At 31.6% G+C, this 17260-nt stretch carries 14 protein-coding genes; 5 read left to right on the top strand and 9 right to left on the bottom strand.

All coding sequences use genetic code 11. The features are described from left to right. Positions 1-9: 9 nt before the first annotated feature. A complete protein-coding gene (locus ES045_RS06325; RefSeq protein WP_147114121.1) occupies positions 10-588 on the bottom strand; it encodes a YceI family protein in 579 nt (192 codons plus the stop codon). Between the two features lie 297 nt (positions 589-885). Between ES045_RS06325 and ES045_RS06320 the strand changes: the two genes are divergently transcribed. Together ES045_RS06320 and ES045_RS06315 are read left to right on the top strand one after the other, a co-directional pair. Continuing rightward, positions 886-2205, top strand: coding sequence for a dihydrolipoamide acetyltransferase family protein (locus tag ES045_RS06320; protein WP_147114118.1), 1320 nt, complete (start codon positions 886-888; stop codon positions 2203-2205). Positions 2206-2317: 112 nt separating this feature from the next. Then, positions 2318-3052: a DUF6263 family protein gene (locus ES045_RS06315; protein ID WP_147114115.1), complete on the top strand. Its 735-nt coding sequence runs from the start codon at positions 2318-2320 to the stop codon at positions 3050-3052. A gap of 96 nt (positions 3053-3148) precedes the next feature. Here ES045_RS06315 and ES045_RS06310 read toward each other — a convergent pair whose 3' ends face one another. From ES045_RS06310 to ES045_RS06285, 6 genes are all read right to left on the bottom strand, one after another. Further along, entirely contained in the window at positions 3149-3835 is a 687-nt protein-coding gene (locus ES045_RS06310; protein WP_147114112.1) for a GNAT family N-acetyltransferase, read from the bottom strand. Positions 3836-3902: 67 nt separating this feature from the next. Then, on the bottom strand, positions 3903-5546 hold the full coding sequence (locus ES045_RS06305; protein ID WP_147114109.1) for a pyruvate dehydrogenase complex dihydrolipoamide acetyltransferase: 1644 nt from the start codon (positions 5544-5546) through the stop codon (positions 3903-3905). Positions 5547-5549: 3 nt separating this feature from the next. Further along, positions 5550-6539, bottom strand: a complete 990-nt coding sequence (gene pdhA / locus ES045_RS06300; RefSeq protein WP_147114106.1) for a pyruvate dehydrogenase (acetyl-transferring) E1 component subunit alpha — start codon at positions 6537-6539, stop codon at positions 5550-5552. Between the two features lie 130 nt (positions 6540-6669). After that, positions 6670-7341 carry a hypothetical protein gene (locus ES045_RS06295; RefSeq protein WP_147114103.1) on the bottom strand — a complete coding sequence of 224 codons (672 nt, stop codon included), beginning with the start codon at positions 7339-7341 and terminating at the stop codon, positions 6670-6672. A gap of 78 nt (positions 7342-7419) precedes the next feature. Then, positions 7420-8088 carry a M15 family metallopeptidase gene (locus ES045_RS06290; protein WP_147114100.1) on the bottom strand — a complete coding sequence of 223 codons (669 nt, stop codon included), beginning with the start codon at positions 8086-8088 and terminating at the stop codon, positions 7420-7422. A gap of 30 nt (positions 8089-8118) precedes the next feature. After that, complete coding sequence (locus tag ES045_RS06285) at positions 8119-8880, bottom strand: DUF1206 domain-containing protein (protein WP_147114097.1); 762 nt, start codon at positions 8878-8880, stop codon at positions 8119-8121. 401 nt (positions 8881-9281) lie between these two features. On the opposite strand from ES045_RS06285, the gene ES045_RS06280 reads away from it, so the two are divergent. Then, positions 9282-9728, top strand: coding sequence for a peptidylprolyl isomerase (locus ES045_RS06280; RefSeq protein WP_147114095.1), 447 nt, complete (start codon positions 9282-9284; stop codon positions 9726-9728). Positions 9729-9869: 141 nt separating this feature from the next. Here ES045_RS06280 and gcvP read toward each other — a convergent pair whose 3' ends face one another. Next, the gene (gene gcvP, locus ES045_RS06275; RefSeq protein WP_147114092.1) at positions 9870-12707 is read right to left on the bottom strand and encodes an aminomethyl-transferring glycine dehydrogenase; all 2838 of its coding nucleotides are present in this window, start codon (positions 12705-12707) and stop codon (positions 9870-9872) included. A 186-nt stretch (positions 12708-12893) separates the two neighbouring features. Between gcvP and ES045_RS06270 the strand changes: the two genes are divergently transcribed. Both ES045_RS06270 and serA read left to right on the top strand, forming a co-directional pair. Beyond that, positions 12894-13718 carry a hypothetical protein gene (locus ES045_RS06270; RefSeq protein WP_147114089.1) on the top strand — a complete coding sequence of 275 codons (825 nt, stop codon included), beginning with the start codon at positions 12894-12896 and terminating at the stop codon, positions 13716-13718. 135 nt (positions 13719-13853) lie between these two features. Next, positions 13854-15746 carry a phosphoglycerate dehydrogenase gene (serA, locus tag ES045_RS06265; protein WP_147114086.1) on the top strand — a complete coding sequence of 631 codons (1893 nt, stop codon included), beginning with the start codon at positions 13854-13856 and terminating at the stop codon, positions 15744-15746. 218 nt (positions 15747-15964) lie between these two features. On the opposite strand, the gene ES045_RS06260 is transcribed toward serA, so the two are convergent. Further along, complete coding sequence (locus tag ES045_RS06260; protein ID WP_147114084.1) at positions 15965-17152, bottom strand: C40 family peptidase; 1188 nt, start codon at positions 17150-17152, stop codon at positions 15965-15967. Between the last annotated feature and the right edge of the window lie 108 nt (positions 17153-17260).

The following is a 17260-nucleotide window of genomic DNA, read 5'->3' as shown; positions in this document are numbered from 1 at the left end:
TTTTATTATTTATTGAAATATTAAATTGAATTCTATTGTAATCTCATCACCTGTTTTTATAGTTCCTAATAATGCCTTTGGTGGTGTTATGCCAAAATCGGTCATTTTTAACTTATGAGATCCTTTTAAAACGATCGTTTCTCCATTTTTGTTAATTTTTGTAAGTACAGTTACATTTTTGGCCACACCAGCAATTGTTAAATCTCCATTAAGTTCAATATCAATAAAGGTTTTATTCTGGTCAACAATTTTTCCTTTTTTAAAAATGAATTTTATTTCTGGGTGCTCTTCTGCTTTTAATGCTTTATATGTAAGCTTATCCATTATATTTTTACCACTTTTTATGCTTAAAGCATCTATGGTAACATATAGAGTTTCAATGTTTACATCACTTAAATTATTAACAGTTATTTGAGTGTCTGTTTTTTCGACATTACTCTCCCAGTCATGTAAAGTGGAGGTTCCTTTTACTAAAACACTACTAGGTAATTTTATTTTAAGTAAAATATTTTCAGGTGTTTCTTGCGCATTTCCTTCGCCAAAAAAACCTAATAGAACGGTGAATAGAATCATTTTAATTTTCATCATAATTGTTATTTAGAGGGCAAAACTAAGAGTTAACTTATAGTATAAAAATGATAAAAATCATGGTTTAAAAAAAAGATATTATTTAGACTTTTTTGTAAAAATAAAAAGTCTCTTATTGTGAATAATTTAACAAAATCAATAATTAATTAATTTAATTCATTAAAAAGCAAGTAAAATGAACCTGTGGCTGAAAAATATGTAATTTAATAAAATGTACGTTAAATGGTTTTTTTCTGATTTTATAAAGAGAAGATTTAGTTTTTTTAGTACTTTTGCATTCTGTAAAATCAGATAAAAATGGCGAGATTTGAATTAAAGTTACCAAAAATGGGAGAAAGTGTTGCTGAAGCAACCATAACTTCTTGGTTAAAGGAAGTTGGAGATACCATTGAATTAGATGAGGCGGTTGTTGAAATTGCTACAGATAAAGTAGATTCTGAAGTTCCATCTGAAGTAGAAGGTACTTTGGTAGAAATCCTATATGAAAAAGATGATGTAGTACCTGTAGGAGAAATTATAGCTATAATAGAAACAGAAGGAGGTGAAGCTACGGTTGCTACACCAGAAAAAAAAGAGATTCAAAAAGAAGATAATACAAATGTTTCTGAAGTAGAAAAGACCATTGAAAAAGCAGTAGAAGTAGTTGCGGCACCAATCTCTAAAACATCAGATTCAGGCAAGTTTTATTCACCATTAGTTAGAAACATTGCCCAGAAAGAAGGTGTTTCTATGGACGAATTAGAAGCTATTTCTGGCTCTGGTAAAGATGGTAGAGTAACTAAAGAAGATATTTTATCCTATCTTGAAAACGGAAAACCTGTACCAAAAACAATAAAGGCAGCTCAAGAAAAGGTTTTAAAACCAATTCAAAAAGAGGTACAACAAGCTACACCAGTTGCTGTAAACGGAGAAGATGAGGTTCTAGAAATGTCTAGAATGGGGAAACTAATTTCTAAACACATGGTGAATTCTGTGCAAACAGCTGCGCATGTGCAATCTTTTATAGAAATAGATGTAACTAATATTGTAAAATGGAGAACAAAAGTAAAAGATGCTTTCTTTAAAAGAGAAGGAGAGAAGTTAACTTTTACACCGATTTTAATGCATGCAGTTGCGGCAACATTAAAAAAATATCCAATGATTAATATTGCCATCGATGGTGATACTATTATTAAGAAGAAAAACATTAATTTAGGGATGGCGGCAGCCTTACCCGATGGAAATTTAATTGTACCTGTAATTAAGAATGCAGATCAATTAAATTTAGTAGGCATGACAAAATCGGTAAATGATTTAGCAGGACGCGCAAGAAACAACCAGTTAAAGCCAGATGAAATTCAAGGTGGAACCTACACGGTAACTAATGTTGGTAGTTTTGGTTCTGTAATGGGAACACCTATTATAAACCAGCCACAAGTTGCAATTTTAGCTTTAGGAGCTATTAGAAAAGTACCCGCAGTAATAGAAACGCCAGATGGAGACTTTATTGGTATTCGTCAAAAAATGTTTGTATCTCATTCTTATGACCATAGAGTTGTAAACGGTGCTTTAGGTGGAATGTTTATTAAGACTTTAAAAGAAATTTTAGAATCTTGGGACATGAATCAAGATTTCTAATTTTAAAATATTTACAATTATAAAAAAACGCTCACAATTTGTGAGCGTTTTTTTTATGGAAAAATACTATATTCGTTCTTTAAAATAAATATAAATTAAATTCAAAACAAAAATGAAAAAATTGTTATACTTATTTGTGTTAGCAACAACCTTTAGTGTTACTTCACAAGAATCTGTATTGTTGAGAGCTAATTACAGTAAAGGAGATGTTTTAGTAGTAAAATTAGACCAATCGCAAGACATGGGTGCACAAGGTGGTGTAGATATGAAAATGACGATGGACATGATTGTAACGAGTAAAGAAGGAGAAGTTATTACAACAGAGTCAAAAATTAAAGCGATAGACATGAATATGCTTCAAGGAGGCACGGTTATGAGCTTTAATTCTTCGATGAAAGAAGCTGATTTAGATCAAATGGGTAAAATGATGAAACAACAATTTGACCCGATGATGAAAGCTACAATTATTTCTAAAATGACTACGGAAGGGGATATTTTAGAAACCAAAGTAGAACCATCTACGCCTGCAATGGAGCAGTTTACAAAGCAAGCAAAAGGTGTAAAATATCCGAAAGAGAAAGTTTCTGTAGGTTCTTCTTGGACCGATGAAACGAATGAACAAGGAATGGAAGTGAAAACAACCTATACTGTATCTAAAATAGAGAACGGAAAGGTTTATATTGATATTTTAGGAGCTGTTTCTGGTGTTGGTACTGGTGATGTTACTGGAAACTTAATTGTTGATGTAAAAACAGGAATTCAAGATACAGCAAATATGGAAATGTCTTTAAGTGCAAATGGTACAGCTATTAAAATTTCTACAAAAAGCAGTACAACTAAAATGTAAGTCTAAAGAAAAATTCTTTGTACAAAAAATGCCTTGAGATCTACTCAAGGCATTTTTTTATATCTTAAACGAAGAATATTGTATAACAGAGAACTTTTATTTTCTACGGAATAACCACCAGTTCATATCTCTAGTTATTTTATAACCTAATTTTTCATATAAAGGAATTGCAGGATTTCCTTTGTTAGTATGTAAAATTGGAAGCTTTTTTTCTTTTAAAATATCTTTAGTTACATAAGAAATCAATTGTTTAGCATAGCCTCTTTTGGTATAATCAGGATGTGTAACAACTGAGCTTATTTCTATAAAATCGTTCGTTTGCATTCTTTGACCTGTAATTGATACTAATTTATTTTCTTTAAAAATACCGTAGAATTTTCCCATATAAAAAGATTTCTTCTGATAAAAACCTGGCATTACTAACCAAATTAAATCATAGACTTCATCTATATGCTTTTCTGTTAATAGAACAATATCTTCTGTATTCTCTACGGCTACTAACTTCTCTAATACCATTTGACAGCCATCAATTTTCCGCTCAAGAATAACATGATTTGTATTTATAATCGGATTTTGGTTTTCTGATACCAAAAAAAAACTTTCTGCTATTTTAGCATATTCATTCAATGCATTTTCTGTTTTTGTTTCGTCAAAGAATGCTCCAAATATGCAAATATCCGGTTTGTAAAATTGAACACCGTCATACGTTTTTAAAAACGGATGATGTGTATCTTCTAAGGAGTACCAAACGGGGTTTTTAAGTTTCTCTTCTAAATTTGCCATTTAAATATAAGTATATAAAAAAAGCCCGCAATTTGCGAGCTTTTTATGAAGTATCGTTTGTAAAAACCTAAGCTAACATTGTAACAGGGTTTTCTATAAACGTTTTTAAAGTTTGTAAAAACTGAGCGCCAACAGCACCATCAACAGTTCTGTGATCGCAAGTTAATGTCAATTTCATGGTATTTCCAACAACTATTTGTCCGTTTTTAACAACTGGTTTTTCAACAATTGCTCCAACAGATAAAATAGCCGAGTTCGGTTGATTGATTATAGAGTTAAAATTTTCGATACCAAACATACCTAAGTTAGAAACCGTAAAAGTACTACCTTGCATATCTGCAGGCGCTATTTTTTTGTTTCTTGCTTTACCAGCTAAATCTCTAACACCTGCACCAATTTGAGTTAAACTTAATTGATCTGTATGCTTAATTACTGGTACTAATAATCCGTCATCTACAGCAACAGCAACACCTACATGAATATGGCTATGATAAATAGTGTTTGCATCTGTCCAAGAAGTATTTACTTGAGGATGTTTTTTCAATGCCATTGCACATGCTTTTACTACCATATCATTAAAAGATACTTTAGTGTCTGGAATTGCATTTATAATCTTTCTAGAAGCCATTGCATTGTCCATATCAACTTCAATATTTAAACTGAAATCTGGAGCAGAAAATTTAGAATTACCTAAAGATTTTGCAATTGCTTTACGCATTTGAGAATTTTTAATCTCTTCTGACTTTTCTTCACCAGCAGCAATAAAATTAGCAGCAGGGGCAGAAGAATTCTCTTTCGTAGGTTCGGCTGTTTTAGCAGCAGGCGTATAGTTTTCTACATCTTTTTTAATGATTCTTCCGTTTTCACCAGAACCATTTACATCCGCTAAATTAATTCCTTTATCAGAAGCAATTTTCTTAGCTAATGGAGAAGCAAAAATTCTTCCACCATTAGTATTTGTAGTTGTAGTTGAAATTTTCTTTTCTTCCTCTTTAGCAGCAGGCTTTTCAGCTTTCTTTTCAGAAGTTTTGTCATCTGATTTCTCTAAAGAGCTTGCAGTACCACCATTAGCAACTAATGCAGAAACATCAGTTCCGGCAGGACCAATAATAGTTAATAAACTATCTACAGGAGCAGTTTCTCCTTCTTGAACACCAATATATAAGATGGTTCCTTCGTAGAAACATTCAAATTCCATTGTCGCTTTATCAGTTTCAATCTCAGCAAGCATGTCACCTTCTTCAACAACATCTCCAACTTTCTTTAACCATGTAGACACAGTTCCATCAGTCATTGTGTCACTTAAACGAGGCATCATAATTACTTGAACCCCTTCTGGAATTTTAACATCATTTTCCGAAGAACTTTCTTCAGAAGCAGCATCATTAGAGGTTGCTTCTTCTTTGGTTTCCTCTGTAGTTGCTTCTTCAGATGGTTTTTTACTTCCGTTTAAAATTTCAGAAATATCTTCACCTTCTTCACCTATTACGGCTAATAAAACATCTACTGGAGAAGTTTCTCCTTCTTTGATCCCAACATATAATAAAGTACCTTCATAGAAAGACTCAAATTCCATTGTAGCTTTGTCAGTTTCAATTTCAGCAAGAATATCACCTTCTTCAATTTTATCACCAACATTTTTTAACCATTTTGCCACAACACCTTCTTCCATGGTGTCGCTTAATCGGGGCATATTTATAATTGTAGCCATATTTTAACTTATAAAAGGATAATCTTCTTGTTCATATACCATATCATACATTTGTTGAATTTCTGGGTAAGGAGATTCTTCTGCGAATTTCTCACATTCATTTACCCGTTGTTTTACATCTTTAACAATTGCAGCTATTTCTTCTTCTGTAGCGTAGTCATTTTCTTTAATGACATTTAAAACTTGCGTAATAGGGTCAATTTTTTTGTACTCTTCTACTTCATCTTTCGTTCTGTAGTGTTGTGCATCAGACATTGAGTGACCTCTATATCTATATGTTTTCATCTCTAAGAAAGTTGGTCCGTCTCCACGTCTTGCTCTTTGTATTGCTTCATCTATTGCTTCAGCAACTTTTATAGGATTCATGGCATCAACAGGTCCACAAGGCATTTCGTACCCTAATCCAAGTTTCCATATATCGGTATGGTTCGCAGATCTTTCTACAGAAGTACCCATTGCATACCCATTGTTTTCAACAATAAAAATTACGGGTAACTTCCATAACATTGCCATATTAAAAGCTTCATGCAAAGAACCTTGTCTTGCAGCACCATCACCAAAACAGGTAAGCGTTACCGCGTCACTTCCTTTATATTTATCTCCGAAAGCAATTCCTGCTCCCAAAGGTATTTGTCCACCAACAATTCCATGACCACCATAAAAGCCAAATTCTTTAGAGAAAATATGCATAGAACCCCCCATACCTTTAGAGGTTCCTGTTACTTTTCCAAATAATTCTGCCATCACCTTTTTAGGATCTTCACCCATACCAATAGGTTGCACATGATTTCTATAAGCAGTAATCATTTTGTCCTTAGACAAGTCCATTGCATGTAGCGCACCTGCTAAAATTGCTTCTTGACCATTATATAAATGCAAGAAACCTCTTACTTTTTGTTGAATGTAAACAGAAGCTAACTTGTCTTCGAATTTACGCCAAAAAAGCATGTCTTTGTACCAGTCTAAATAGGTTTGTTTGGTGATTTTTTTCATTATTTATGATTATTGTTTGATGTAAAATATATGTGATATTTTTATATAATGTAGGTACAAAAATAACTGTTTTATATAGAATAAAAAAACTTGATTTTAGAGATTTAACTCAATCGTTTTCGTACCCTGTTTATTTGTCTTTAGCAATGACTAAAGTTGCCTTTGCATCTGTGGCTAAATTCCATTCGTTTGAGGATAATAATGTGCCTGCATCATTGTATACTTTAAAAGCGGCTGTATTTGGTCCTGAAGTACCTTGATTTAAGGCAACAAAAGAAATTTTATTGATACCAACTTCTAACGGAATTACAAAACTTTGATAACTTTGTTTGAGCACTATATTTGTAACAACAGCAACATTATTTACCATAATTGTAATTCTGTCTCCGTCTGGGTATTGAAAATCTCTACAAATAATGTTTACACTTTTAGAGTTTGTTCTAATACTACCGAGATCTTGGTCTATTACAGGGTACACATATTGCCCATTTATTTTTTTGAATGCTTTTAAAAAACGTGCCTCACTTATTTGTTTTTGAGTAATAATGCCTTTATTATTTAAGAGCTCTTCTTTTTGTGTCTCTTTTAACTTTTCTTGTGCTTTATCAAATGCTTTTTTAAAACCATCACTTCCATTTAATTCAATAGAATTTGGTTTTTCTACAGCTTTAGAATTCTTAAAAACAACAGCTTTTATCTTTCCTTTCTCTTTAGTACCATTGCTTTTATCTAACTGAGCAACAAAAGTTGTCGTAGATAAAAGGCAAATTATGAAGGTGAAAAATTTGATTTTATATTTCATTTATAATAAATTTCTAACCATTTAAAGCAAATATAATGCCGATTTAAATTGAAGATGTATAGAATTTGTTAAAACTTACTAATTGACAAGAAAGTTGAAATAAGTATTTCGAAAGGGCTCATTTCTTAAAGTAAAATGCCACCATTCATTTTCATAAGGTTTAAAGTTATGCGCTCGCATTATTTTACGAAGCAACATTCTATTTTCTTGTTGTTTTTGTGATATTTTTTTATACGAATAATGCGATTGAACTCCGAAGAAGTCATAAGAACTACCCATGTCTAATTCTTTTTCTGTTGCCGTATTTATAATGGTTAAATCTACCGTGCTTCCTCTCGAATGACCAGATTTTGAAGCAATATAACCTTGTTTAAAAAGTTGCGATTTTGCTACATTTGGGTAATACTGGTTTTTCATTAAAGTATCTTCTAAAACTTTTGCCCACTTTACAAAATGGTCTACCGCTTGTTGTGGCCTATACGCATCAAAAATCTTCAGACTCATTCCTTTTTTTAATAATTCTTGTTGAATTTTCTCCAATAATTCGCCCGTTTCTGTAGTTACAATAATACAATTGCTCTTATAACCATTTATTGGTTTTCCTATAAAATTAGTATCAGAAAGATAGCGTAATTCAATTTTTATAGTAGGCGCTATGTTTTCTAAATAAACAAAGCCTTTCGGAATTTTTTGTGAAAAACTAACAAAATTAATCCCTAAAAAAACAAATAAAACTAATTTTTTCATACATCAAAAATACGTAAAAAATAAGAATTTTTAATACGCGCTATATCTTGCATAAAAATATTGAAAAATACCATAAAGAAGAAAGCCCAAAGCCATAATTGCCATGAGAACATTTCCAAAACTAAGGTTGTGCAAATAAGCAAACATTTCTTGAGTACCTTTTATTTCCGTTGCATTATTTTCTGATGCAGCCTTAAAAATAAACCAAGCGAAAATTAAAAAAGAAACCCCTCTAGATAAAATTCCGTATTTCCCCGTCGTTTTTAAAAAAGTAAAAGATTCGATGTTTTTATCTTTTTCTATGTATTTTAAAAATTTTTCTTTATAAATGATGTAAAATTGATTGAGTGCAGAGATAAAAATAATACCAGCAATTACATAGAGAATATAGTTACCAACCTCTAACTGTAAAACTTTAGCCGTTAAAGTTTCTTTAGAAATACCTTTTTTAGGTTGATTGATAAAATCAGATAAAATAGAAATAGCAAAAGAACCATATATGATTCCTCGAATAAAAAAGTCTATCATTAAAAAATATTTAGAAAAACCATCTTCTTTTTTTAAAACAACATAAGATTTATAAAAGCGCCAAACAGCATAAGACAGCATGCCCAAACCAACAATTAATAAAAGAATTTTTCCGAAAACCTGATTTTCTAAAAAAGTGATTACGCTATTTTTATCAGAAACCTTTCCTCCTAAATTTAGGGCAGCCAAAAAAGTAAGAATTCCTACAATGCCGTAAACAACTCCTTTGGTAATAAAACCGAATTTTCTAATTTTCTGAATCACATATTGTATTTATAGGGCGAAATTAATTTAAAATACGCACATTTTATTACTATTAATTATCTTTTAAATTTGGATTCATAGAATGCCTTGGCATTAAAAAAAAATATTTTGATGAAGTTGGCATAAAATTATTATTTAGACTGACATATTTGCTGATTATATGTTCGTATTAGAATAAAATAATAAATTATTTTAAAAGTGACTGTTCATCCTCGTTTAAGGGGGTTTAACAGTTATTCTGATGTTTTAATAGCGTTGTTTTATTGGTTTACTTGTTCTTATTGTGGGTTTTCTGTTTTTTGGCTTGATTTTGGCGGCTAGTATTAAAGTAAGTTTAAATTAAAATAGTTGCCGCGTAATAATTATGCGAAGAATATTTTTAAAAATTAAAGAATTTTAGTATGAGTCAAGTTAAAGAGAATAACACAGTAAAAGTAAATTATACAGGTAAATTATCTGACGGACAAGTTTTTGATACTTCTGAAGGAAAAGAGCCAATTGAGTTTACTTTAGGTCAAGGAAGATTAATACCTGGTTTTGAGAAAGGGTTAATCGATATGGAGTTAAACGAAAAAAAGACTATTACAATCGTTAAAGAAGAAGCGTACGGAGAAGTGAATAATGATTTAATTCAAGAAGTGAAGAAAACTGAACTTCCTCAAGACATGACTCCTGAAGTTGGAATGGGGTTAGTTTCTAAATCTCCAGACGGTCAAGAAATGAACTTAATGGTAGTTGAAGTTAGAGATGAAAGCATTGTTATAGATGGAAATCATCCTTTAGCAGGTAAAGATCTTATTTTTGATCTTGAAGTTGTTGAAATTAAAGAAACAGAAGTTACAGAATAAAAAAAGTAATTTTTTTATAGAATATCTAACAGCCTTTACTTTTTAAGTAAAGGCTGTTTTTTTGATTTAGAAATATAAAGCAAAAAAAAACCACCTCAAAAAAGAGATGGTTTTAAAATATTTATTTGTAAAAACTTGGAGCTACATATAATCTTCAATTGGGTTACAAGAACAAATTAAGTTTCTGTCTCCAAAAGCATCATCAACTCTTCTTACCGTTGGCCAAAATTTGTTGTCAGCAATATATTCTAAAGGAAAAGCGGCTTGTTTTCTAGTGTAAGGTAATTGCCAATCGTCAGAAGTTAGCATTTCTTGGGTGTGAGGTGCATTTTTTAAAGGATTGTTTGCATCCTCTTTTGTTGCATTTTTAATTTCTTCACGAATAGAAATCATAGCGTCACAAAAACGATCTAATTCTGCAATACTTTCAGACTCTGTAGGTTCAATCATCATGGTTCCACCAACCGGAAAAGATACCGTTGGAGAGTGAAAACCATAATCCATTAAACGTTTTGCAATATCTACAACTTCAATTCCGTTTTGTTTAAAATCTCTGCAGTCAATAATCATTTCATGCGCTGCACGACCTTTTTCTCCTGTATATAAAGTAGGATAATGTGCTCCTAAACGCTCTTTAATATAGTTTGCGTTTAAAATAGCCATTTTTGTAGAATCTGTTAATCCTTCAGCACCTAACATTGTAATGTATCCGTAAGAAATTAAACAAACCAAAGCAGAGCCCCAAGGAGCAGCAGAAATTGCAGAAATTGGACTTTTTCCTCCTGTCTTAATAATAGGGTTTGAAGGTAAAAAAGGAACTAATTGTGGCGCAACACAAATAGGACCAACTCCAGGACCACCACCACCATGCGGAATAGCGAATGTTTTGTGTAAGTTTAAGTGACAAACATCTGCACCTATTGTTGCAGGATTAGTTAAACCAACTTGTGCATTCATATTTGCACCGTCCATGTAAACTTGTCCGCCATTGTCATGAATAAGCTGTGTAATTTCTTGAATAGCACTTTCAAAAACGCCATGAGTTGAAGGGTACGTTACCATTAAAGCGGCTAAATTATCTTTGTGTAAAATTGCTTTTTCACGCAAATCTTCTACATCAATATTGCCTCTTTCATCTGTTTTGGTAACCACAACTTTCATCCCTGCCATAACTGCGGAAGCTGGATTTGTACCGTGTGCAGAAGCCGGAATTAAACAAATATTTCTATGAGCATCATTATTTGAGAGATGGTATGCTCTAATAGTCATTAAGCCAGCAAACTCACCTTGTGCACCAGAATTTGGTTGCAAGGAAGTACCCGCAAAACCGGTAATAATATTTAATTGATGTTCTAAATTCTTTAAAACTTCTTGGTAACCTTCTGCTTGATTTAATGGCACAAATGGGTGAATATTTCCCCATTGTGGGTTGCTTAAAGGCAACATTTCGGAAGCTGCATTTAACTTCATAGTACAAGAACCTAAAGAAATCATAGAATGATTTAATGCTAAATCTTTACGTTCTAATTTTTTAATGTAACGCATCATATCTGTTTCAGATTGATACGTGTTAAAAACTTCATTCTCTAAAAAAGAGGTGTTTCTTTGTATATTTTGTGGAAGTACTGCAGCTGTTTCCGGTAAACTTTCGCTTTTTAAATTAAAAGCTTCTTCAAAACAAGAGATAATTGCTTCTAAAGATTTAAAATCAATTGTTTCGTTTATAGAAATAGAAACATGGTTTGCATCTACATAATTAAAATTAATGCTTTTTGATTCTGCAACAGTTCTTAATTTTTCTGCATCTACTTCAACTAAAATCGTATCAAAATATGCAGCGTTTAGTTGTTTAAAACCTAATTTTTCTAAAGCAGTTGCAAGTAATTTTGTATGGTCATGTACATTATTTGCAATAAACTCTAAACCATCTTTACCGTGGTATACTGCATACATCCCTGCCATAACAGCCAATAAAACTTGTGCAGTACAAATGTTAGAGGTTGCTTTTTCTCGTTTAATGTGTTGCTCTCTGGTTTGCAATGCCATTCTTAGAGCACGTTTACCGTTTAAATCTTTGGTAACACCGATAATTCTTCCCGGAATACTTCTTTTATATGCTTCTTTAGTTGCAAAAAAAGCTGCATGAGGACCACCGTAACCTAAAGGAATTCCGAAACGTTGCGTTGTACCTACAACAACCGATGCCCCAAATTCTCCTGGTGCTTTTAATTGTACCAAGGATAAAATATCGGCTGCAACTGCTACTTTTATATCATTATCATTTGCTTTTGCTACAAAAGCTTCATAGTCAAAAATTTGTCCGAATTTCCCTGGATATTGTAAAATTGCACCGAAAAATTCATCACCAAAATCAAAATCTTCATGATTACCAATAACTAATTCGATACCAATTGGCGTAGATCTTGTCTGTAAAAGAGATAATGTTTGTGGCAAAATTTCATCAGAAACAAAAAACTTATTAGCACCGGCTTTTTTCTTTGCACGTTCTCTAACATCAAACAACAAAGCCATTGCTTCTGCTGCGGCTGTAGCTTCATCTAACAAAGATGCGTTTGCCAATTCCATTCCTGTTAAATCACAAATCATTGTTTGGTAATTTAACAAAGCTTCTAATCTACCTTGTGCAATTTCTGCTTGGTAAGGCGTATATGCTGTGTACCAACCTGGGTTTTCTAAAACATTACGCTGAATTACACTTGGTATAATTGCTTCGTTATATCCTAAACCAATATAACTTTTAAAAACTTTATTTTTTTCTGAAAGAGTTTTTATATGCGCCAAATATTGATATTCACTCATAGCAGGCTCTAAATCTAAAGGCTTTTTTAGGAGGATATTATTTGGAACAGTTTCATCAATTAATTGTTTTAAACTATTAGCTTTAATGGTTGCTAACATTTTTTCTTGCTCCTTTATACTAGGACCAATATGTCTACGTTGAAACGAATTTGTATTCATTTATTTAGTTTTGTGACCGATTGATTTCAATCGATTAAGTGTTGTTTATTGTGTATCAAAAAACAATAATTTTTGACAGACCAAAAATAAGAATTAAATAAATTAATTGCCGTCTCAAAATGAATAAAAAGAAGTTAATTGTTAACTAAAAAGGAATGTTATGAACAGAAATGTTATTTTTGTTTTATGAAGGGATTAAAATTATTTTTCAATTTTTACATAAACGCTAGTATTCACGTAGGTTTAGCAGTTTATGCTTTTGTAAGAATTACAGAACAATATTTACAAATTTCTTATAATGAGAACTTCGATTTCTTTGTTTTTTTCGGAACAATTACAGGGTATAATTTTGTAAAATATGCAGGGGTTGCAAAACTACATCACAGAAGCTTAGCGAAGCACTTAAAAATAATTCAGGTATTTTCTTTTGTATGCTTTTTAGCCATGTGTTCTTTTGGCATGCAAATGCCAATAACAACGCTACTTTATATTGCACCGTTTACATTGCTTACGGTTTTATATGCAGTTCCTTTTTTAAGCGGATTTCATAAAACCTTACGTCAGGTTAGTTTCTTAAAAATAATAGTGGTTGCAGTTGTTTGGGCAGGTTTTACCGTTTTAATTCCTAGTGTAGCTGCAGGCAAAGAGATTTCATTAGAGGTGGCTTTATTAATGTTACAACGTCTTTTAATAGTGGTTGTTTTAATTTTACCTTTTGATATTAGAGACGTAAAATATGATGCTATTTCACTGCAAACGATTCCGAAGAAAATTGGCATAGAAAAAACAAAAAGAGTGGGTTTAGGGTTGATGATTTTTGCATTGTTAATAGAATACGGAATCAACGCAAATGATATTTCTAAAAATGTATTTATGATCTTCTTTTTTGTAGTCTTAGTTTTCTTAATGCGATCTAAAACCAATCAATCTAAATACTATAGCTCTTTTTGGGTAGAATCATTACCCATCATTTGGTGGTTGCTTCTTTTAGGATTTGATAATTTGAGATAGTTTTAAAGACAAATTTTATCAACTTGAGGGGTATTATATGGTATTTTAAGAGATATCATAAAACTTTAAATTTGCTTTTTAATAACCTACTATATTTGTAGATTTACCGTAAATAAATCAACAAAGGTTTTATAAATGATAACCACAAAAAGAAATTATATTTTCGATTTTGACAGTACATTAACAAGAGTAGAGGCTTTAGATGTTTTGGCGGAAATAACATTGAAAGACAATCCCCGAAAAGACGCTATAATTCAAGAGATTATAGCCATTACGAACTTAGGAATTGATGGTGAAATCTCATTTACAGAATCTCTAGAAAGAAGAATTGAATTATTAAAAGCTAATAAAGCAGATTTAACGAACTTAGTGGTTGCTTTAAAAAAGCAAGTCTCTAAATCCATAGAAAGAAATAAAGAGTTTTTCGCAGATTTTGCAGCGGATATTTATGTGATTTCCTGCGGATTTAAAGAATTTATAGATCCTATTGTAAAAGAATACAATATCCCTTCTGAAAGAGTGTTTGCAAATACATTTGAGTTTGCAGAAGACGGTGAAATTATTGGTTTTGATGCGAATAATCCGTTATCAAAACACAATGGAAAAATTCAATGTTTAAAAGACATGAATTTAGAAGGAGAAATACAAGTAATTGGAGATGGTTATAGTGATTATGTAACTCGAGAAGCAGGTGTAGCGGATAAATTTTTTGCATATACAGAAAATGTTTCTAGAGTAAAAACTACAGAAAAAGCAGACCATATTGCTCCGAATTTAGATGAATTTTTATACGTAAACGATTTGCCAAGAAATATCTCATACCCAAAGAACAGAATTAAAATTTTATTATTAGAAAACGTACATCCAGATGCTTTTAAAAAGTTATCTAAAGATGGCTTTTCTGTAGAAACCGTTTCTAAAAGTTTGTCTGAAGACGAACTAATAGAGAAAATAAAAGAGGTGCACGTTTTAGGAATTCGTTCTAAAACAAACGTAACCAAAAGGGTTGTAGAGGCTGCCGAAAAATTAATGGTTGTAAGTGCATTTTGTATTGGTACAAAACAAATAGACTTAGAAGCGTGTAAAGAAAACGGGGTTGTTGTTTTTAACGCACCTTATAGTAATACACGTTCTGTTGTAGAATTAGCAATCGGAGAAATTATTATGCTAATGCGTAGTGTTTTTCAAAGAAGTACAGAGATTCATAATGGGCAGTGGAACAAAACCGCAGAAGGTTCTAGAGAAGTTCGTGGTAAAAAACTAGGAATTGTTGGTTACGGTAATATTGGTAAGCAATTATCAATTTTAGCAGAAGCTTTAGGAATGGATGTTTGTTATTATGATGTTGAAGACAAGTTGTCATTAGGAAATGCAACAAAGATGGATACTTTAAAAGAACTATTAGAAGTTTCTGATGTGGTTACGTTGCATATTGATGACAATGCTGCAAATAAAAATTTCTTCGGAGAAAAAGAAATCTCACAAATGAAAGATGGCGCGCATTTAGTGAATCTTTCACGCGGATTTGTAGTGAATATTGAAGATTTAGCAGCTGCTTTAAAAAGCGGAAAATTAGCAGGTGCTGCAGTAGATGTGTATCCTGAAGAGCCAAGAAAGAACGGCGAATTTCTTACTGAATTAAAAGGATTATCAAACGTAATTTTAACGCCACATGTTGGTGGAAGCACAGAGGAAGCACAAAGAGATATTGCAGATTTTGTGCCGAGTAAAATTATGGCATATATAAATTCTGGAAACACAGTAGATGCTGTAAATTTTCCGAACATTCGTCTGCCAAGACAAACAAAAGCACACCGTTTTTTACATATTCACAAAAATGTACCGGGTGTTATGGCTAAAATAAACCAGGTTTTAGCAGAATATAATTTGAATATTACAGGTCAGTACTTATCTACAGATCCTAAAGTTGGTTATGTAATTACAGATTTAGACAAAGAATACAACATAGAAGTTATAGACGAATTAAGAAAAATAGAAGGCACTATTAAGTTTAGAGTGTTATATTAATTGCGTTTTTAATTTTTTATATATTGCCAGACCTCACAGGTTTTTAAAACCTGTGAGGTCTTTTAATATGCTGTTCTTAATAAGAAATGAAATTATTAAGGTGAGATTATTTCGTGGCTTGCAATACCCCCTGTAAAAATAAATACTTTAAGTATAAAAATGTTCCCTCTGTGAAACTCTACAAAAACTCTTTGCGAATCTCTGCGCACTAACGCTAATTACAATTTTATTTTCTCCTTTAAATCGATAATGTTTTTGTCTTTAATACCTAGGTAACGCTTGCTTCCTAAATAACGATTCTTATTAAATTCGTCATAATTTGCTTGAGTAGAATCCATAGAACTAAAATGCACATTTCCTGCAGAATGAATAAATTCCATTTTATTATTTCCTAACCAAATACCAACATGGGTAACTCGTTGTTTTTTTGTTGTTGTTGCTTTTGTTCCGAAGAACAATAAATCTCCTTTTTCTAAACCTTCAAAAGTTAAACTCGCATCTACGGTTTTACCTGCATTTATTTGCTGAGAAGCATCTCTAGGAATTACAAAACCATTCATTAAGTACACCATTTTTGTAAAACCACTACAATCTATTCCTTTAGAAGAAGTTCCGCCCCATAAATAAGGGAAACCTTCTAGTTTTCTTGCAACAGTTTCTATGTTTTGTTTAGAAGGTTGTAGTTTTTGCAACCAATTTTCATACACAATTCCTTCGCTTTTTTTGATAAAACCAGTTCTGTTATCAGGATATTTTACTTCATAAAAAGAAGCGTCTTCAGATACATATTTTAAAAGTCCGCCTAAAGTAATATCAGAAACAATTGTTGAGTTGCTGTTTTTGGTAGCATACACATACCCAAAGTTCTTTGTGAAAATCACTTTTTTAGAAGCATTCCAAGTATCAAATTCACCTTTGTTCATTCTATAAATTCCGCCCCTATCTACCCAAGAAATATAGCTGTCAGGAGTTTGTATTCTATAGAAATCGCCTTCTTTGTCTAATACTTTCAAAGACATTCCTAACAAACCCTGTGTACCTAATTCTGCAGAATGTTTTGGTGCAGAACGAATATTAATTACAGAGTTTCTAGCTACAGCAAACATTTTATTACCAACAATTGTGTCTGGTAAAACACGAATATTATTTATAAACTGCACATCTAAAGATTTTAAACTATCTAATAATTTTTGATACCCTTCTTTAGAATCTGTCATACCAGATGCAATAATTTTATCCCCCAAACTATCAAATTTTATATCAAAAATAGCCACTCTTTTATCTGGGGCATATTGCGCTTTTATACTTTTATTTACACCTTCTAGACCTGTTACTCGAAGAGAATTGTTGCTACAAGAAACATATAAAAAAATAGTTAGTAGTAGTATTAGATTTTGAAATTTCATTGTTTTGTTTTTCAATATTGATAAAAAATAAAGGTAGTAATTTATTCAATAAAATTTAATTCTAAATTTAGATTGTTTTATATTTGAAGACACTCATTTTTTTAGTTG

It is taken from the genome of Polaribacter sp. IC073 (assembly GCF_007997075.1).
GTDB lineage: Bacteria > Bacteroidota > Bacteroidia > Flavobacteriales > Flavobacteriaceae > Polaribacter.
This window is presented reverse-complemented; position numbering and strand designations above follow the sequence as displayed.